Origin of the sequence: Pseudoalteromonas sp. APC 3694 (assembly GCF_030407565.1) — a bacterium.
GTDB classification, from domain to species: Bacteria; Pseudomonadota; Gammaproteobacteria; order Enterobacterales; family Alteromonadaceae; genus Pseudoalteromonas; species Pseudoalteromonas tetraodonis.
This window is the reverse complement of the sequence record NZ_JASDDE010000071.1, coordinates 1-19,539: the sequence shown is the minus strand read 5'-3', so window position 1 is coordinate 19,539 and position 19,539 is coordinate 1. Positions and strand designations below refer to the sequence as shown.

Here is a 19,539-nt window from a genome sequence, read left to right as displayed (position 1 = left end):
ACCCTTCGGGCAGCGCCTGTTTGGCATTGATGCTGCGTTATCGCCTATTTATGGGAAATAACCACACTACATAGGCTCTGCCTTGCCTAAATACCAAACAGGCTGCTGCAGATTCAACCTTGAAAGGTCAACAGACCCTAGTACATCATCATTGCGTTTGATTCATAAATGATCCAAACAGACAGTCCAACCACCATGACGATGATCAACGCGCTAAACAAGAAGGTAAAGGTATTCGCTTTGCCTTCATCGGTGGTGAAATTAAGGTGTAAAAAGTATTTTAAATGCACCCAAATTTGCACGATTGCTAAAGTAACGATACTCCAGAGTGTGGTGACCTTTGAAAAGTCGCCCTCCATCACCATCCAAAATGGAATGGCCGTTAAAATCACTGATAAGACAAAACCAATAAGATAGGTTTTTACACTGCCGTGTGACTGATCATGATGTTGGCTTTGCATTTGCGCTAAAGCATGCGTTTCGCTATGGCTCATTACATTGCTCCCATTAAATAAACAACAGTAAATACACAAATCCACACAATATCTAAAAAGTGCCAAAATAAGCTTAAGCAACTTAGGCGCGTGACGGTTTGTTTACCTAAACCGCGCTTGATCACTTCTATCATCATTATGCTCATCCAGATAAGGCCTGCAGTTACATGTAAACCATGCAAACCCACTAATGAGAAAAACGATGTTAAAAAAGCACTTTGCTGTGGGCCATTGCCATGAACAATTAAATGATGAAACTCATAAATTTCCATGCCAATAAACACCGCGCCTAAACAAAAAGTGACCGCGAGCCAACCAAGCGTCAGCGCCTTTTTTTGCCCTTGAGCGGCAATCATGGCAAAACCAAAAGTGATACTACTAATAAGTAGCGCCGCAGTTTCTACGGCAACAAAATCAAGCTCAAAAATATCTTTGCCCGATACACCACCTGCGGTGTTCATATAAAGCACTGCGTAGGTTGCAAAAAATGAGGCAAATAAAAGGCAATCGGTCATTAAATAAAGCCAAAAGCCAAAGATTGTATCGCCAGAGATATCGTGATGTTCATGCGTATGACTTACGCTATGAGACTCAAAATTTACATGGCCTTGAGTTGCAGATAACGTACTCATGCGCTTACCTCCTTCGTATTACTGGCAATATGCGCGCCTTCAATTTGTAATATTTCATCGTTTTGCACGTAGTAATCAACATCGCTGGTGTAAGCGCGGTTAATAAATAGCGTAATTGCACCAATAAAACCAAGCCCTGCTAACCACCAAATATGCCAGATCATGGCAAAACAAAACGCCGTTAAACTCGCAGCAATAAGCACACCCGATGCGGTATTTTTTGGCATATGAATTGGGCTATAGCTAGATTTACCTTGATAAGCTAGGCCTTTTTCTTTCATGTCAGTCCATGTATCAATATCATCAACATGCGGGATTTCAGCAAAGTTATAGTATTGTGGCGGTGATGACGTTGACCATTCAAGGGTGTGACCGTTCCAAGGATCGCCGGTGGTATCATCAAGCGCTTCGCGGTTTTTAAAGCTCACATAAAGCTGAATAACTTGGCAAATAATACCGAACATAATAATCACGGCACCCACTGCAGCAATATAAAGCCAGATATTCCAATCAGGATTATTAGAGTGATTTAAGCGACGAGTCATGCCTAAAAAGCCGAGTACGTACAATGGCATAAAGGCTACAAAGAAACCGATTAACCAACACCAAAATGATGCTTTACCCCAACGTTCATCAAGCTTAAAGCCCATTGCTTTTGGAAACCAAAAAACAAAACCCGCTAAGTAACCAAAGACTGCGCCACCAATAATGGTGTTATGAAAATGAGCGATTAAAAATAAGCTGTTATGCAATACATAATCGGCACCAGGGATTGCCAGTAATACCCCCGTCATACCACCAATACTGAAGGTAACCATAAAACCAAGCGTCCAAAGTACCGGCACAGTAATGCGCAAGCGGCCACGGTAAATAGTAAACAACCAACTAAATAACTTAACCCCAGTAGGCACAGCTATGACCATGGTCATTACCCCAAAGAAGGCATTTACATTGGCGCTTGAGCCCATAGTAAAGAAGTGGTGTAACCATACAATAAAGCCAAGAATAGAAATGGCACCGCTGGCATATACCATCGATTTATAACCAAATAAACGTTTACCAGTGAAGGTCGACACTATTTCAGAGAAGATACCAAAAGCTGGTAATACTAAAATGTATACCTCTGGGTGACCCCATGCCCAAAACAGGTTGATATACATCATGGCGTTTCCGCCGGCTTCATTAGTGAAGAAGTGGAAATCTAAATAACGGTCTAGCGTTAGCATGGCCAGCACTGCGGTTAAAATTGGAAATGATGCCGCAATTAAGATATTTGCCCACGTACATGTCCAAGTGAAAATTGGCATTTTCATCAGTGTCATACCAGGGGCACGCATTTTAAATACTGTCACTAGGAAGTTAACAGCGGTTAATAGCGTACCGAGCCCCGATATTTGCAAGGCCCAAATATAATAATCGACCCCCACCCCAGGGCTAAAGGTCAACTCCGACAACGGTGGGTAAGCAACCCAGCCTGTTTTAGCAAATTCACCAAATATCAGCGATAGATTTATTAAAATGGCGCCACTAGCGGTAAACCAAAAACTTAAATTATTTAAAAATGGAAAAGCCACATCACGGGCACCAATTTGCAGTGGTACAACAATATTCATTAAACCAATCATAAATGGCATCGCCATAAAGATGATCATAATAACGCCATGAGCGGTGAATATTTGGTCGTAATGTTCTGGTGGCAGATAACCTGGCGCGCCACTGGTAGCAAGCGCTAACTGCGCACGCATCATAATGGCATCAGAAAAACCACGAAACAGCATGATTAGCGCTAATAAAATGTACATAACGCCTAAGCGTTTATGATCAACCGAGGTGATCCAGTCACGCCAAAGCACACCCCATTTTTTATATTTTGTTATTAGCCCAGCTATAATAAGCCCGACAACAGCAATCACCGCCATGGTAACCATGATAATAGGTTCATGAAACGGAATTGCATCTATAGATAATTTACCTAAAAACGACATGATTATTCCTCGCCCTGGCTGTGTGATGATGGCATTGAATGATTACCCATTGCTTGATGCTCATTACTCATCTGCTGATGTTTATCCATCGAGTGGTGTTTTTTGTTCATATCGCCATGCGCCTGCATGTATTTCATCACTATGGTATGAAATAAACCGTCATCAACCTTGCCATAGTAAGCGACTGGGTTGTTTTCACTTGCTTTTGCAAGCTCAACATAATTGGCATGAGTAAGGTTATTTGCGTTAGTTTTTACCTGTTCAACCCACTGGTTGAAGTCAGCTTTTGTTGGCGTTGCGATGGCATTAAATTTCATACCAGTAAAACCCGCACCACTGTAATTAGCCGAAAAGCCTTTAAACGTGCCTGGCTCATTAGCAATTAAATGCAGCTTAGTTTCCATACCCGCCATTGAGTAGATTTGACTACCTAACTGAGGAATAAAAAACGAGTTCATGGTACTTTCTGACGTGATTTTGTATTCAACCGGAACATTAGCAGGAAATACCAATTCGTTTACCGTGGCAATACCTTGTTCAGGGTAAATAAATAACCATTTCCAATTAAGTGACACCACTTCAACAGTAAGATGTTCACCTTTACCCTCTATCGGTTTATAGGGGTCAAGCTCTTGAGTTGACTGCCAGGTGATCACACCTAAAATAACAACAATAACAATAGGAACCGCCCATACAACAGCCTCAATCTTATTAGAGTGAGCCCATTTTGGTGCGTAAATTTCATGGTTTTGTGTGTCTCTGTATTTCCAAGCAAAATATAAAGTCATCACAATAACGGGGATCACAACTAACAACATAAGCACAGTGGCGATGATGATCAGATTTTTCTCATCAATACCTATCTGCCCTTTTGGGTCGAGTACCCCGCCATTACAGCCTGATAAAATCAGCGCCATACTAGCTAAAGCAATATTAAAAAGGTTACGAATTAACAAGGGACTATCCTAAAACCTAAAGAGTTTTTATTAGCTGCCAAAAAATATTTAGCAACGATATTTGATAAAAACCCAAGTTAATTAAGATTGAATTACAATAATGCAGAGCGAATGCAAGCATGAAGTATTGACCACTGGCTTAATAATAAACACCTAGCAGAACCAACCCAGCTTTTTAAACACATTAATATAACGCAATAAAAATTAACTTGGGTGAGGTGTGGTTGGCTGAGAGTGTGTAAAAAACACTAAGCTACAATGAAAGTAATCGTTATTTACAGCAAGAATAAATAATTAGATACCACAGGTGTAACCTATACCCATAAAATTAATGGGTAAACAGACAACCTGTAAAGCTAGGTGGAGCACGACAACCATGCGCAGCTTGCACTGGTTGCTGAACTTTAGCCTCGCTAAAAGCAAAGGCTGCTTTACGGAGGATTATTCCAGCACGACGCGCTGGAAACATGTGGAACAATAGCCAACAAAGGCCAATAAGTAACTGACACGATAAGATGGGATGAGCTAAAAATTCGGCAATTGTCAGTAATAATGGCTCTATAAAAAAGCCATCACTGACCAATGCTTCAAGCCTAAAGGCATCCTCAATAGCGCCACTAAGCAACATAACGACATTAAAAACTAATAATGTTACAGCCACACTCACGCCCTTTTTCGCTTTTTTAAAGCGCTCATGCAACACTGACTTACCTAAGGTAAGCAAAGCGCTGGTATGAAACAAAGAAAGTGAGTTCAAAAACATTAACCTATTAAAATGACTAATAACAAAATTCGGTGTACACCGTGGCAACAAAAAGGTTGCAGCCGTAAAGCCTTATACAGTGACATGAAATACAGTCTCAACGCATTAGCACTATTTTGCCAAGCTAGTTTTGATCCGCATCAATAGAACTTTCAAAATTTACTGAAAGTTCGAGCATGAGTATAACAAAGAGAATTTTCTGTTCAAGATAAAAACACGATTATTTTATCGGCTGGTGATTTATTTATGCCGATATAAATAAAAAACCTCCCGTAGTGAGCTACGAGAGGTTTTTTGTTTAAACAGGGATACCCTATTTAAAGAATTTGGTTTTCTTTCCATACTTGCTCTTTGGCTAGACGCTTTTTGCGTTTATCACATGGATCATCGCAATCACATGCTTTATCAATACCTACAGAGCCTAGGCCCCCGCAGCTACTCGCCATCGATTTTCTTTGTACTATCATGCCTATCGCCATCGCAGCGACAATTAAAATAAGTAAGCCAAAGGTTAGAAAAAAAAGTGACATTGCTTAGCCCCTATTGTTCAGCAATAAAATGAGCTCAAATAGCGTATTTGAGCTCCATATATTATATACCCTCATGATAAGGATATAAACCTAAAGACTATAAATAAGGCTTAAACGCAGGACTTGAATAAGTGACTAAGCCATCAGGCGATTTAGCAATTAAATACACCGGCAAATCATGCTGCTGCGCATACTGTTGTGCCTTTTCCATGCCCATTACCGTTAAAGCAGTTGCTAAACCGTCCGCCGTCATTGCACTTGGGTGTAAAACAGTAACAGAGACTAAGTCGTGCTTAATCGGCATGCCTGACATTGGATCAATAAGGTGCGTATAAGTTTCGCCATCCATAGTATAAAATATTCTATAATCGCCAGAGGTGGCAATACCATTATTACCCGGTGTTAATACGCGGTGTACTTTGCGCTCGCCCGGATTTGCATCAGGTTGTTCGATTGCTATTCGCCATGCTTGATTGTCTGGTTTTGTACCAGCAATACGCAGTTCTCCACCAATTTCAACCATGTAATCTGTAATGCCTTTACTTTGTAATAGCTCAGCAACTTTATCAATACCATAGCCTTTTGCGGTAGCCGAAAACGACAGCTCTAAATCAGCAACTGTTTTAGCTAACCCTTGCTCATTAAGGACCAGCTTATCTATACCAATGTTACTGACCATATTTGCCAGTGCTTCATCCGTTGGGCGCTTTGTTGGTTTTTTATCAGGACCAAATCCCCATAAATCGATTAGCGGCCCCATAGTCACATCGAGTGTTTTAGTTGAATCACCAATTCGTATAGATTCTGCAATAACCGCTCTAAAGTCATCACTAATTGGCATTACTTGATTAGCACCTAAACGGTTAAAGGTGTTTATTTCTGACTCTTCAATATAGGTCGACATAGACTGGTTAATATCAACTAAAACCGCATCTATTTCTGCTTGAACTGCTTGAGGGTCTATTTGATCAGCGTAAAACTTAATGTGGTAAGTTGTCCCCATCGTTTTACCTTCAAGGTAAGCTTCTTCGTTGTGTTGTGAATTGCCACAACCGGTAATAAGTAACGTGGATATGATTAAAAATAAGGCTGCCACGCCTTTAACTGTGCTTAATCGATTCATAATAGCCTACTTATAAAGGTTAAATAGAGTATCAACTAAAATCAGCGGTAAAGCCAAACTCAATCAGTTGATATAAAAAAGCCTCATAACACTTAGTGCTATGAGGCTGGTATTTTAACTAAATTTATTTAGTTTGGGTATTAGCCACCGAAATCATCTAATAAGATGTTTTCTTCTTCTACGCCTAAATCTTTAAGCATAGAGATAACTGCCGCATTCATCATTGGAGGACCACACATGTAGAACTCACAATCTTCAGGCGCTTCGTGGTCTTTAAGATAGTTCTCAAATAACACGTTGTGGATAAAGCCAGTGTAGCCTTCCCAGTTATCTTCTGGTTGCGGATCTGAAAGCGCTGTATGCCAAACGAAGTTATCGTTTTGCTCAGCTAGGCCGTCAAAATCTTCAACATAAAACATTTCACGCTTAGAACGCGCACCATACCAGAAACTAATTTTACGCTTAGAGTTTAAACGCTTAAGTTGGTCAAAGATATGAGAACGCATTGGTGCCATACCTGCACCACCACCTACGAATACCATTTCAGCGTCTGTGTCTTTAGCGAAGAACTCACCAAATGGACCAGAAATAGTTACTTTATCGCCTTCTTTTAGTGACCAAATGTACGATGACATTTTACCACATGGTAGGCTTAGGTTTCTTGGCGGCGGCGTAGCGATACGCACGTTAAGCATAATAATGCCTTCTTCTTCTGGGTAGTTAGCCATTGAGTAAGCACGAATTGTTTCTTCGTCTACTTTTGACTCCAGGTCGAAGAAACCAAAATGGTTCCAATCGCCACGATACTCTTCAGGAATATCGAAATCAGCGTATTTAACATGGTGAGCTGGCGCTTCGATTTGGATGTAACCACCCGCACGGAACGGCACTGACTCGCCATCTGGAATTTGTAGCTTAAGTTCTTTGATGAACGTTGCTTTGTTATCGTTAGAGATAACTTCACAATCCCATTTTTTAACACCGAAAATTGACTCTTCAAGTTCAATTTCCATATCATTTTTAACATTAACCTGACACGCTAAACGACAACCTTCACGTGCTTCACCTTTAGAGATGTGGTCAAGTTCAGTTGGCAGAATATCACCGCCACCTTCTTTAATGTGAACGCGACACTGACCACAAGAGCCACCGCCACCACATGCAGAAGATACGAAAATACCTGACTCAGATAGTGCACCTAATAGCTTACTACCTGCTGATGTTTTAATGGCTTTGTCTGGATCGCCATTAATGCCGATGATGATATCACCGCTTGCAACTAGCTTAGATTTAGCACCAATGATGATTAAAACTAGTATTACAACGATAGCGATAAAAACACCAACGCCTAAGAAAATATCCATGATTGACCTCGCTATTATTACAGTGAAATACCAGAGAATGACATAAAGCCAAGACCCATCAAGCCAACAGTGATGAAGGTAATACCTAAACCACGTAAACCATCTGGTACGTCTGAATACTTCATTTTCTCACGGATACCTGCAAGTAATGTAATTGCAAGCGCCCAACCCACACCAGCGCCAATACCATAAACAACAGACTCGCCGAAGTTATAGTTACGCTCAACCATGAAAGATACCGCACCGAAGATCGCACAGTTAACTGTGATTAGTGGTAGGAAAATACCTAATGCGTTGTAAAGCGGTGGGAAGAACTTATCTAATGCCATTTCAAGAATTTGCACTAGTGCTGCAATAACACCAATGAAAGTTAAGAAACGTAAAAAGCTAAGATCTGCTTCTGGGTAACCAAGCCACTCTAATGCACCTGGTGCTAATACCGCATGGTAAACCAAGTTGTTAACCGGTACTGAAATACCTAATACAACAATAACCGCTACACCTAGGCCAATTGATGTAGTTACTTTTTTAGACACGGCTAAGAAAGTACACATACCTAGGAAGAATGCTAATGCTAAGTTTTCAATAAAAACGGCTTTTACAAATAAACTAATATAATGTTCCACTTATCGCCCCTTACGCTTTAGCTTCTACTTGGTCTTTCTTATAAGTACGAAGTACCCAAATGAATAAACCAATGATGAAGAATGCACTCGGTGGTAAGATCAATAGACCCATAGGTTGGTACCAACCACCATTTTGTACTAATGGAATAATATCAACACCGAATAGTGAACCTTTACCGAATAACTCACGAATAAAGCCAACAGTAAGTAACACTACAGAGTAACCTAAGCCATTACCAATACCATCAAGGAAAGACATTAATGGCGGTGACTTCATTGCATAAGCTTCAGCACGACCCATTACGATACAGTTAGTAATGATTAGACCAACGAATACTGATAACTCTTTTGCCGTAGCGTAAGAGAAAGCTTGTAGTACTTGGTCAACCACGATTACTAATGATGCAATAATCGTCATCTGTACGATGATACGTACTGATGAAGGGATATGGTTACGAATTGACGAAATAAACAAGCTTGAGAATGCTGTTACAAGTGTCAATGCAATTGACATGATTAATGCATTTTTTAAGCTAGACGTTACCGCTAGCGCAGAACAAATACCAAGTACTTGTAATGCGATTGGGTTGTTAGCGAAAACTGGACCAAATAGGACCGCCTTCATTTCTTTAGTATCAGCCATTAGTTCAATGCTCCTTTACGTACTTTCGCAAGGAAAGGGCCAAAGCCATTTTCGCCAGTCCAAAAATCAACTGCATGGTCAACACCATTAGACGTTAATGTAGCACCTGAAAGACCATCGATCTTATGCTCATCACCGGCTGCAGTCCCTTTAACGATTTGGATTGGTAACTCTTTACCTTCCCACGTTGCAGTCCACTGTGGGTTTTGAATTTCACCACCTAGACCAGGTGTTTCGTTATGTTTGTAGAAAATAATGTCTTTAATAGTTTCGCCATCGCTTTCAAGCGAGATAAAACCGTACATTAAACCCCATAAACCATAACCCTGAATAGGAAGGATGATTGCATCAGTAGAGCCATCGTCTTTTTTAGAGATATAAACAGGCGCACGCTTGGTAATACGTTGAATACCGGCGATGTCCTTAATACCATTCTCTTTTAGAGGATAGCCTTCTTCGGCATCATACTTTGTTTTTTCAAAGTCAAAGTCTTCTACCGGATCAGCAAACTCACCACTTTGCATATCAACAAAGCGAGTTTCGATTTTAGCATCAAACGTTTCGGCAACGTTATCAACTTTGCCAATACCAGCAGCAGCTAAGATATTGCTTTGAATATCTTTTGCTTTATTTGCTTTTTGCAGAGGGCGTAGTTGTACAGATGTTAGCGATACAATAACTGCACACACTAAACATAATGAGACAACAACAGCTAGCGTTTTGCCAATTGATTCGTTATTACTAGACATTACGTGCCAACCTCCGCTTGATATTAGCTTGCACTACAAAGTGATCGAATAAAGGTGCAAACAAGTTAGCAAATAAGATTGCTAGCATGATGCCCTCTGGGTATGCAGGGTTAACAACACGGATCATGATAACCATAAAGCCAATAAGCGCACCGTATGCTAATTTACCTTTATCAGTAAATGCAGCAGATACAGGGTCAGTTGCCATAAAGAACATACCGAATGCAAAACCACCCAATACCATGTGCCAGTACCAAGGCATAGCAAACATCGCATTGGTTTCAGAACCAATGGTGTTCAGTATTGATGAGGTTACTACCATACCTAGGAATACACCTAGCACGATACGCCAAGACGCTATGCGCACGTAAATTAGGAATAAACCACCAATAAGTACAGCTAGTGTAGACGTTTCGCCCATAGAACCTTGAATGAATCCGTAAAACGCATTCCACCAAAGCTCAATATCAGTCGCGTAATTTAACGTACCAGCAAACGCTTGACCAAGCATCGTCGCGCCAGAGAATGAATCTACGGCAGTCCATACTGTGTCACCTGAAATTTGTGCAGGGTATGCGAAGAATAAAAACGCACGACCAGCAAGCGCAGGGTTTAAGAAGTTACGGCCTGTACCACCAAATATTTCTTTTGCTATAACTACACCAAAAGTAATACCTAGCGCAACTTGCCATAAAGGAATCGTTGCAGGCAGGATTAATGCAAATAATACAGAGGTTACGAAGAAACCTTCATTTACTTCATGCTTACGCACAGAAGCAAACAATACTTCCCAAAAACCACCGACAATAAAGGTTGTTGCATAAATAGGTAGGAAGAAACATGCTCCGTAGAACATTTTTGCGCCCCAACCAGCATCAACGGTTAACTCACCGCCTAATAACTGGAATAAACCTACTTGCCAAATGTTAGCTAGTTCAAAACCATTACCAAGTGCGATTGCCGCTTGATGACCAATGTTGAACATACCAAAGAACATGGCAGGAAACGTCGCCATCCACACTAAAATCATCATGCGTTTTAGGTCGATGTTATCACGAACGTGAGTTGAACCTTTGTTTACGTAACCTGGCGTGTAAAAAATAGTCGCAGCGGCTTCATACAGCGCGTACCATTTCTCATGCTTACCACCTGGTTCAAAATGCGGTTCGATATCTTCTAAGAAAGTTTTTAAGCCCATTTTAGCCTTCCTTCTCGATCGTAGTTAAGCAATCGCGTAGGGCTGCGCCGTACTCGTATTTGCCAGGACAAACGAAGGTGCATAACGCTAAATCTTCTTCATCTAATTCAAGCGCACCTAATGAAATTGCACTGTCTAAATCACGAGACAATAAGTCACGTAATAAAAGCGTTGGCAAAATATCAAGTGGCATAACACGCTCATAGCTTCCAAGTGGAACCATGGCACGTTTTGAACCGCCCGTAGACGTTGTCATTTTAAATAAACGACTCGGTGTAAGGTGAGACAAGAATGTACGCGTTACAGAGAATTTATCACTACCTGGTGCAATCCAGCCAAAAAATTCTTTTTCGCGACCTTCAAGTAATACAGATACTTGAACATGGTAACGACCTAAAAATGCATGAACGCCAGACGACGTAGCACCTGCAAGTACAGAACCAGAAATAACACGGTTATCACCGTCTTCTAATTCACCTGCAACTAAGTCATCAAGTGAAGCACCTAATTGTGTTTTCACTAAACGAGGATTTTTAACACGCGGACCTGCAAGCGAAATCACACGGTCTGTGTAAATTTCACCAGTAAGGAAAAGGTGACCATACGCAATAACGTCTTGGTAACCAATGTGCCAAACTTGCTTACTAGCAGATACTGGGTCAAGGTGATGGATATGAGTGCCAACAAGGCCAGCCGGATGCACGCCACCAAACTCATGTACTTCTACTTGAGCAATAGGTGAACTAGGAACTTGACTACCTGCTTGCTTACAAACAAATACTTTGCCATCGGTTAAACGTGACACAACAGCCAAACCTGCTTCAAACGCTTTCGCATTCTCAGCAATAATTACTGCAGGATCTGCAGCAAGTGGATTGGTATCGATAGCTGTCACAAAAATAGAGCTCGGATTTGCATCCAACGCTGCTACTTTACTAAATGGACGAGCACGAAGCGCTATCCATTGACCCGATTGAACTAGTACTTCTTTAGCTTTTTCACGGTCTAAGCTGTTAAGCTCAGTTTCCGAGAAAGATCCAAAGGTGATTTGCTCACTGCCGTTTACTTCAATAACAACAGATTGCAGAACACGTTTAGCACCGCGATTAATTTCTTTTACTGTACCAGAAGCTGGTGCAGTAAATAATACGCCTGGGTTCTTTTTATCTTCAAAAAGTACCTGGCCTTTTTTGACTTGGTCATCCACACGAACATGCATGGTTGGACGCATACCGATAAACTCTTCACCTAGCACAGCTACACGTTTGACGGCAGAACCATCATGAATAACTTGCTGAGGTGCGCCCTCTAAGGGTAAATCCAGACCTTTTTTTATATTGATCATACGCACTTGCACTACATTAACGGAAAGAAACTGAAAAATCGTACTAACCACGCCGCTATTTGTATTATTGCAAGCTATATAAAATGACTCGCTATAAATACCAAACAAGCAGCGCAGTAAAACTCCTCACATATTGCTTTGATTTTAACATTATTGTGGCTGACTATGCGAGTGTATTTATGAAAATTATACGAGAGAAACGTTTATTTAGTTTTGTAATTAACAATTAATAAAATACAAGCTAGACCAAAGTGGTAAATTAGCCAACAATTAGCAAATATTTTTTCAAATCAAAGCTAAAAAACAAAAAAGCCGCACAAGGCGACTTTTTCAAAAATGCGCTAACAGCGACAAGTTAGTCAATCATATTGGCAATAGGTGCAACAGGATTTACATCTTGTTCATAATCAACCGCGTCAATACCAAAACCAAACAAGCGTAAAAATTCATTATGGTAACCAATATAATCGGTTAACTCATCAATTGAGTTTGTATCTACACTATCCCAAATGGCTTGAACACGAGATTGAACGTCATCTTCCAGTTCTTTATAGTTTTGGAATAAATGCCCGCCCTCGTCAAAGCGTGGTGAATCACCGTATAGGTTTTCACTAAATAATGCATGAATTTGCTCAATAGTGCCTTCATACGTGCCATCAGCCTTCATCACTTTAAATAATGCAGAAATATAAAGTGGCATAATTGGAATTGCAGAGCTTGCTTGAGTAACAACCGCATTAAGCGATGAAACGTAGGCTTCACCATTTAAATCTTGGGTAGCAGCTTTAATAGCAGCAGTGGCACGGTCTAAATCTTCTTTGGCTTTTCCAATTGTTGCATGACCGTAAATTGGCCACGTTAGTTCTTTACCAATATAAGTGTAAGCCGTGGTTTTAAAGTTATCTGCTAATACATCCGCTTCTTTAAGTGCGTCAATCCACATTTCCCAATCTTCGCCACCCATTACTTTAATAGTGTTGTCGATATCGTCTTGGTTTGCCGCTTCAACAGTTACTTCATCAATTTCACGCTTTGACGTATTTAAGTTTTTAGTGGTTACCGCATTACCAATTGGCTTAAGCGTTGAAGAAAACACTTCGCCGGTATTTGGATCAGTACGACGTGGTGATGCTAAGCTGTAAATAATACAGTCAACTTTACCTAATTCAGCTTTAATGGTGTCGATTGTTTTTTGTTTAATTTCGTTAGAAAACGCATCACCATTAATATTTTTTGACCATAAACCTTCAGCTTCAGCGGCTGCTTGAAACGCCGCCGTATTATACCAACCCGCAGAGCCTGTTTTACGCTCAGTGCCTTCTTTTTCAAAGAACACACCTAATGTTTTAGCGCCACCACCAAATGCAGCGGTAATGCGAGACGCTAGGCCATAGCCTGTAGACGCACCAATAACTAATACATTTTTAGGTGCATTTTTTAATGCCCCTTGCTGCTTAACATAATTAATTTGTTCTTGTACATGCTCTGCACAGCCTACTGGGTGTGCATTGGTGCAGATAAATCCGCGAATTTTAGGCTTAATGACCATTGATCATCCTATATCTTTTACAATAAAAATTAGCGCTAGTTTAAAGGCTAAAACAAAAAAAACTGATCTGATCAGTTACGCTCTGCTCAAACCACCTTCTAGCTACCTGTTATCCAGTTTTTGAGCCACCCATACAGTTAGGCGACTGCGGCGCTTCACCGTCGTGCTCGGTAAATTCTTCAGGGGTGTAAGTGTGCATCGCAAGCGCATGAATATGATTTGCCAGCTCATCTTTTAAAATTTCGTTAATTTCACGATGACGCTGCAATAATCGCTTACCAGCAAATTCCTCACTAACTACAATCACTTTAAAGTGAGATTCAGTCCCCGCACTGTGCATGTGGCTTTCGTTGATCACATTTAAATGCTTGCACGCAATCGCATCGGCTAGCTTGTTACGTATTTGTTCTTGCATTGACATAAAAACCATCCTCAAAATTCAGTTATGTGCTTACTATAACAACTGCGGCTATACCATGGCTAATGCTATTTAACTGAAACCATTATTAATATAGCGAAACGTTAAACTTATTCGAGGGTGTTTAAGCGTTGTTTGTTTGGGCAATGCATGTTGGTAATTTTGTTGGCTTTGGCCGCTCATTATTAAACAGCTACCACTTTGTAATTTAATGTTAGTAATGCGGTTACTTACTTTGTGTTTAAGTTTAAATAATCGCTCTGCGCCAAGCGATACACAGGCTATGGTAGGCTCAGGCCCTAGCTGCGCCTCATCATCGCTATGCCAGCCCATACTATCGTGGCCATCTCGATAATAATTAACCAAAATTGAATTAAACGGTTGCTGTAGGTGATTTTCTAAACGTGTTCGCATAGCAAGTAATACGTCTGGCCAAGGCTCTAAATCGAGTTTATGCCCAGAATAGCCGTACTCAAGATTTTCTTCGCTGATAAAACATTGCAGCCTTGGTATTGGCCCCGTTTTGCCAAACACCGTTATATTTGGTTGTTGCCAATTCAAGTTTTGCTGCAAATAATAAAATAAATCGAGGCTTTTTTGCGCACTAAGCACCCTACTTTGATAAGAAAAGCCATTTGGTAACAGTTGGGGGTTGGCGTTTGGCGGTTGCATGTTAGAATTTACCTATCATTTGATTACCGATCATTAAACTATTATGACTACGCAAGCTACGCTCGGCGATAACACCTTTACTCTTGAACGCTTTCCTTTGGATCAAAAAAACCGCAGCTTACAAGCGTGGGATTCAGCAGACGAATACCTCATTGACTATGTTAATGAACACTACCCTGATTGTCGCTCTTTACTGATCTTAAACGACAGCTTTGGTGCACTTAGCTGTTACTTTAGCAAGCAACAATTAACTGTTTGTTCAGTAAACGACTCATATATTAGCCATCAGGCGGCGGCTTATAACTTAGCGCAAAACAAAATTGCAACAACTGCGTTTAGCCAGCTTGATAGTTTATCGGCTTTGCCCGAACAAGTAGGCCTAGTGTTGGTAAAAGTACCACGCACATTGGCTTTTTTACAGTATCAGTTATCTGAATTAAGCGAAGTACTGGCGCCCGGTACACCGGTTATTGGCGCAGCAAAAACTAAAGACGTGCATAACTCTACGATTAAAGCATTTGAAGATTTTATTGGTGAGACGAAAACAAGCCTCGCAGTAAAAAAATCACGCTTAATTATTAGCCAAGCAGCTGGCGGTTATAAAGGCGCAGATTTCCCAGTCAGCTGGCCGCTCGAAGGCACTGATTTTACAATAAGCAATCATGCAAATGTGTTTTCGCGTGATTCACTTGATATAGGTGCGCGCTTCTTTTTTAATTATTTGCCACAAACAAATAAAGCCAAAAATATTATAGATTTAGGCTGTGGTAATGGCGTGGTTGGCTTAATGACATTAGCGCGCTGCCCTAATGCTCGTATTAGCTTTGTTGATGAGTCGTATATGGCGGTTGAATCAGCTCGACTCAACATTGAATTAAACATGGAAGACAAGTTTGAACAATGTACCTTTATAGAGAATGATTGTTTAACCGACTTTGAACGTGAAAGTGCCGATATTGTATTGTGTAATCCGCCATTTCACCAAGCACAAGCGGTTACCGACCACATAGCATGGCAAATGTTCAAGCAAGCAAAAGACACATTAAAAGAAGGTGGCGAGCTGCGTATTATTGGTAACCGCCATCTAGATTACCACGACAAACTAAACCGTATGTTTGGTAACTGTACTTTATTAGGCTCTAATAAAAAGTTTGTGGTACTCAGCGCAACTAAAAATAGTGGGACGTTATAAATGAAACTCATAAAGATATTATTGAGCTGTTGTACTTTAGTGGTTTTTTCGGGATGTGCGAGCCAGCCTAACCAACTTATTCTCAACCCTGTGTATAAAAGTGGACAAATAAGCTCAATCAATAACAGCTTAAACACCAGCGTGATTGATTTACGTGGTGACAGTGCAACCTTAAAGCTTATTGAATCAAGCAAAACAAAAACCATTGCCAGCACGGGTATTACTGAGTCAGTTAAAAGTGCATTAGACAGTGCGCTTAGTCGCAATGGCGCTAGCATTTCTAATTTAGCGCAATTGCGTTTTGAGTTAGATATTCACACGCTGCAAGCGGTAGTTACAGAAACGCTAATGAGCCATACCAGTGAAGCCAAGATTGAATTTGAAGTGCGGGTGATTCGCCCGACCAGTAATTTTAGTAAGCGTTATAGCGGTAATGCTAATTTATCTGGTCCGCTTGGTCACGATAGGGCAAAAGTTGAAGGTCAGCTCAATAAGTTGACTGAGCAGTTAATTACCCGCATTGTATCTGACCCAGAATTAATTGCATTTTTAGAAGGTTAACAATGAAGCAACTTTTTTTAATCTGCGTAAGCTTATTATTTAGCGTTAGTAGCTTAGCGGCTCAAGAGGGTCGTTTTGTGCAAAAAGATAACATTTTTCCTCGAGTAGAAATTGTGACATCGTTGGGCAGCATTGTGGTTGAATTAGACCGCTCAAGAGCTCCTATTACGGTTAATAACTTTTTGACTTACGTGTCGGATAAAAGCTATCAAGGCAGTGTGTTTCATCGTGTAGAACGCGACGTAGAAAATGATCGTGACTTTGTAATTCAAGGCGGTGGTTATGATAAAGATTACAATGGTCTACATGAAAACGACCCTATTTTTAATGAAAGCGGTAACGGCTTAACAAACGATATGTATAGCATTGCGATGGCTTATCAAGACCGTGAACCACACTCAGGAACGCGTCAGTTCTTTTTTAATATGGATGATAACGATCATTTAAACCCTGGCCGTGATTGGGGATTTGCAGTGTTTGGCAGTGTGATGGAAGGCTATGAAACACTCGATAAAATCATGGCTGTAAAAACCGGATTTAATGACAAAATTGGCTACAACTTTGTACCCGAAAAACCGGTCGTTATATTAAATATTAAGGTGCTTGAGCAAGTTCCTTTATAACTTTTTTAATAAGAGCAGCTTTGGCTGCTCTTTGTATAAGCCAATGAGCCTCTATGAATAGCACACTTTCTGTTCGCGAATACTTTTCTTATTTTAAAGATAAACGTTTAATTAATGTTTTTATATTTGGAATGAGCAGTGGTTTTCCGTGGGTGTTAATTGGCTCGGTAATGTCGGCTTGGCTTAAAGATGAAGGTTTAAGTCGCAGCATGATTGGCCTATTTGGCATTGTGTTTGGTGCCTATAGTATCAATTTTTTATGGTCGCCTTTAATCGACCGCACTAAACTGCCCTTTTTGTACAACTGGCTTGGTCAGCGTCGTAGTTGGATCCTGTTTTGCCAAAGCTTTATTTTACTTGGCACGTTACTACTTGCAGGGCTTGATCTAAAAGCAAACCTAGCGATTGCCGCCGTACTTTGCTTGCTGATCGCCATAGCCTCTGCAACGCAAGATATTGCAATTGACGCCTTTCGAATAGATACCCTTAGTGAAAATGAATCTCACAAAGCCACCGCGGCTGCTGCAATGGCCACCTCAGGTTGGTGGACTGGCTATGCTTTATTAGGAGCTGTGCCTTTTTACATGGCTGATATGCCAAATATTGACTGGCCACAGGTGTATTATTTTTTATCCGCGATTATGCTGTTATTAATTAGCTGTGTATTTTGGGCTAAAGAGCCACAATCAAATCGCGAAGCCGTACATGCCGAACTAGAACGTGTTTATCTTGAAAAACTCGCCGCCACTAAACAAACACCACTGACAAAAACGCTTGCATGGCTAGGCGTTACCGTGGTTGATCCGTTTAAAACCTTTTTTGCTAAAAATGGCGTTAAAACCGCGTTGGCGCTGCTGGCGTTTATTTTCTTATTTAAGATTGGTGAAGCATTTTTAGCGCGGATGTCGATTGTATTTTATAAAGAAGTTGGCTTTAGTAATACGCAAATAGCAAATTACTCAAAACTCGGCACGGGGTTAATCACCATTGTATTTGCTTTTTTGGGCAGTATTTTTAACCATAAATATGGCATTGTGAAAGGCTTATTTATTAGTGGCGTAGCCATGGCAGCATCTAACTTAATGTTTTCTTGGATTGCCTTAGCTGGTCCACAAGAGCACTTATATGCAATGGCAATTGTAGTTGATGGCTTTACCCAAGCTTGGTCTTTAGTGGCAATGGTTGCTTTTATATCTATGCTGTGTGACAGAGCATTTAGCGCCACCCATTATGCGCTATTGGCATCATTGGGTAATTTAGGGCGTACGTTATTATCGAGTTACAGTGGCGTGGTTATTGATGATTGGCTAATGGGGAATTGGTCATTGTTCTTTGTATTAACTGCGCTTATGGTTTTACCCTCATTAGTGTTTTTATTTCTAATTAGGCACAAACTATATTCACTAGAGCAAAATTATCATAAAAATACCTAATGCATCCTGCACTAGTATTGGCTGTAGACGCTAATTTAACTTTACGATTACAGCCAAAAAGAAAGCGTTAGTCAGCTTTAATTAAGCTTAATGCTTCATACGGGTCGACTTCTAATGCATTACAGTAGCGAACAAACTCAATTACATCTAAACGACGTTCCTGATTTTCAATTTTGCCAATAAAAGAATGTGGCGTACCCAAGATTTGCGCTAAGCTACGCATGGTGTAGCCTTTTTCATGGCGTTTAGTTTTAAGCCACTTTGTTAATTTTGCATTTTCTTCCGAAGATACGGTTTTACCCATCATATACAACTCCTACTCGTTGTTTAAATATACATATAGCTAAGCACTTTACATCGCCAACACTGTAAACCTTCAACCACTCACTAAAGCGCAGTGTAAACGCTTACAATTCAACCAATAAAAACGCTCAAATATGTATTAACACTTTATTATTGTGAAAAATGAAACCTTGCCCGTTTCACTCTTGGATACATTATATACCATTCACCGTTGATCTGAATGATTAATTAGTAATTATGCGATTAAAGTTTAACAACAAATATTTACTAACTCTGAATAAGGTTAAATATTTTATAACTTTTTTGTTTCATTTAAATATAAGCCGCACGGCAAGATCATTATAAATTGAACTTATAGAATATGTAGTGATCAGAGCAAG

The 19,539-nt window shown here is 40.3% G+C and carries 21 protein-coding genes; 4 read left to right on the top strand and 17 right to left on the bottom strand.

Features of this window, described 5'->3' with window-relative positions; genetic code table 11:
* Positions 1 to 137: 137 nt before the first annotated feature.
* From cyoD to QMA00_RS16820, 16 genes are all read right to left on the bottom strand, one after another.
* A complete protein-coding gene (gene cyoD / locus QMA00_RS16895) occupies positions 138 to 494 on the bottom strand; it encodes a cytochrome o ubiquinol oxidase subunit IV (protein WP_054202032.1) in 357 nt (118 codons plus the stop codon).
* A complete protein-coding gene (gene cyoC, locus QMA00_RS16890; RefSeq protein ID WP_290158121.1) occupies positions 494 to 1,126 on the bottom strand; it encodes a cytochrome o ubiquinol oxidase subunit III in 633 nt (210 codons plus the stop codon). The genes cyoD and cyoC overlap by 1 nt, the downstream gene beginning before the upstream one ends.
* Complete coding sequence (gene cyoB / locus QMA00_RS16885) at positions 1,123 to 3,111, bottom strand: cytochrome o ubiquinol oxidase subunit I (RefSeq protein WP_290158119.1); 1,989 nt, start codon at positions 3,109 to 3,111, stop codon at positions 1,123 to 1,125. The genes cyoC and cyoB overlap by 4 nt, the downstream gene beginning before the upstream one ends.
* Positions 3,112 to 3,113: 2 nt before the next feature.
* Positions 3,114 to 4,067, bottom strand: coding sequence for a ubiquinol oxidase subunit II (gene cyoA / locus QMA00_RS16880; RefSeq protein WP_138562007.1), 954 nt, complete (start codon positions 4,065 to 4,067; stop codon positions 3,114 to 3,116).
* Positions 4,068 to 4,395: 328 nt separating this feature from the next.
* Positions 4,396 to 4,824, bottom strand: coding sequence for a hypothetical protein (locus tag QMA00_RS16875; RefSeq protein WP_013464351.1), 429 nt, complete (start codon positions 4,822 to 4,824; stop codon positions 4,396 to 4,398).
* 323 nt (positions 4,825 to 5,147) lie between these two features.
* Positions 5,148 to 5,360, bottom strand: coding sequence for a (Na+)-NQR maturation NqrM (gene nqrM / locus QMA00_RS16870; RefSeq protein WP_010391098.1), 213 nt, complete (start codon positions 5,358 to 5,360; stop codon positions 5,148 to 5,150).
* A 97-nt stretch (positions 5,361 to 5,457) separates the two neighbouring features.
* Positions 5,458 to 6,483 carry an FAD:protein FMN transferase gene (locus QMA00_RS16865; RefSeq protein ID WP_290158115.1) on the bottom strand — a complete coding sequence of 342 codons (1,026 nt, stop codon included), beginning with the start codon at positions 6,481 to 6,483 and terminating at the stop codon, positions 5,458 to 5,460.
* A 140-nt stretch (positions 6,484 to 6,623) separates the two neighbouring features.
* Positions 6,624 to 7,847: an NADH:ubiquinone reductase (Na(+)-transporting) subunit F gene (gene nqrF / locus QMA00_RS16860; RefSeq protein WP_013464349.1), complete on the bottom strand. Its 1,224-nt coding sequence runs from the start codon at positions 7,845 to 7,847 to the stop codon at positions 6,624 to 6,626.
* A 17-nt stretch (positions 7,848 to 7,864) separates the two neighbouring features.
* Positions 7,865 to 8,473, bottom strand: a complete 609-nt coding sequence (nqrE, locus tag QMA00_RS16855) for an NADH:ubiquinone reductase (Na(+)-transporting) subunit E (protein WP_036979660.1) — start codon at positions 8,471 to 8,473, stop codon at positions 7,865 to 7,867.
* A gap of 10 nt (positions 8,474 to 8,483) precedes the next feature.
* Positions 8,484 to 9,116 carry an NADH:ubiquinone reductase (Na(+)-transporting) subunit D gene (locus tag QMA00_RS16850; protein ID WP_290158110.1) on the bottom strand — a complete coding sequence of 211 codons (633 nt, stop codon included), beginning with the start codon at positions 9,114 to 9,116 and terminating at the stop codon, positions 8,484 to 8,486.
* Positions 9,116 to 9,865 carry a Na(+)-translocating NADH-quinone reductase subunit C gene (locus QMA00_RS16845; protein ID WP_076923219.1) on the bottom strand — a complete coding sequence of 250 codons (750 nt, stop codon included), beginning with the start codon at positions 9,863 to 9,865 and terminating at the stop codon, positions 9,116 to 9,118. Before QMA00_RS16845 ends, QMA00_RS16850 begins: the two co-directional genes overlap by 1 nt.
* A complete protein-coding gene (locus tag QMA00_RS16840; RefSeq protein ID WP_008111893.1) occupies positions 9,858 to 11,063 on the bottom strand; it encodes an NADH:ubiquinone reductase (Na(+)-transporting) subunit B in 1,206 nt (401 codons plus the stop codon). The genes QMA00_RS16845 and QMA00_RS16840 overlap by 8 nt, the downstream gene beginning before the upstream one ends.
* Before the next feature lies 1 nt (position 11,064).
* Positions 11,065 to 12,408, bottom strand: a complete 1,344-nt coding sequence (locus tag QMA00_RS16835; RefSeq protein WP_036956787.1) for a Na(+)-translocating NADH-quinone reductase subunit A — start codon at positions 12,406 to 12,408, stop codon at positions 11,065 to 11,067.
* 355 nt (positions 12,409 to 12,763) lie between these two features.
* Complete coding sequence (gene fabV, locus QMA00_RS16830) at positions 12,764 to 13,957, bottom strand: enoyl-ACP reductase FabV (RefSeq protein WP_024601887.1); 1,194 nt, start codon at positions 13,955 to 13,957, stop codon at positions 12,764 to 12,766.
* 109 nt (positions 13,958 to 14,066) lie between these two features.
* A complete protein-coding gene (locus QMA00_RS16825) occupies positions 14,067 to 14,378 on the bottom strand; it encodes a BolA family protein (protein WP_076922904.1) in 312 nt (103 codons plus the stop codon).
* A gap of 69 nt (positions 14,379 to 14,447) precedes the next feature.
* A complete protein-coding gene (locus QMA00_RS16820; RefSeq protein ID WP_076922903.1) occupies positions 14,448 to 15,047 on the bottom strand; it encodes an alpha-ketoglutarate-dependent dioxygenase AlkB in 600 nt (199 codons plus the stop codon).
* Between the two features lie 43 nt (positions 15,048 to 15,090).
* Between QMA00_RS16820 and QMA00_RS16815 the strand changes: the two genes are divergently transcribed.
* From QMA00_RS16815 to QMA00_RS16800, 4 genes are read left to right on the top strand one after another with little or no spacing between them, the layout of a single operon-like run.
* Positions 15,091 to 16,239: a methyltransferase gene (locus tag QMA00_RS16815; RefSeq protein WP_076922902.1), complete on the top strand. Its 1,149-nt coding sequence runs from the start codon at positions 15,091 to 15,093 to the stop codon at positions 16,237 to 16,239.
* Positions 16,240 to 16,800, top strand: a complete 561-nt coding sequence (locus QMA00_RS16810) for a YajG family lipoprotein (protein WP_076922901.1) — start codon at positions 16,240 to 16,242, stop codon at positions 16,798 to 16,800. It abuts the gene before it with no gap.
* A 2-nt stretch (positions 16,801 to 16,802) separates the two neighbouring features.
* A complete protein-coding gene (locus QMA00_RS16805) occupies positions 16,803 to 17,423 on the top strand; it encodes a peptidylprolyl isomerase (RefSeq protein WP_076922900.1) in 621 nt (206 codons plus the stop codon).
* A gap of 53 nt (positions 17,424 to 17,476) precedes the next feature.
* Positions 17,477 to 18,856, top strand: coding sequence for an MFS transporter (locus QMA00_RS16800; RefSeq protein ID WP_290158104.1), 1,380 nt, complete (start codon positions 17,477 to 17,479; stop codon positions 18,854 to 18,856).
* Positions 18,857 to 18,923: 67 nt separating this feature from the next.
* Here the strand turns inward: QMA00_RS16800 and QMA00_RS16795 are convergent, their stop codons facing one another.
* The gene (locus QMA00_RS16795; protein ID WP_008111877.1) at positions 18,924 to 19,163 is read right to left on the bottom strand and encodes a helix-turn-helix transcriptional regulator; all 240 of its coding nucleotides are present in this window, start codon (positions 19,161 to 19,163) and stop codon (positions 18,924 to 18,926) included.
* Positions 19,164 to 19,539 lie beyond the last annotated feature (376 nt).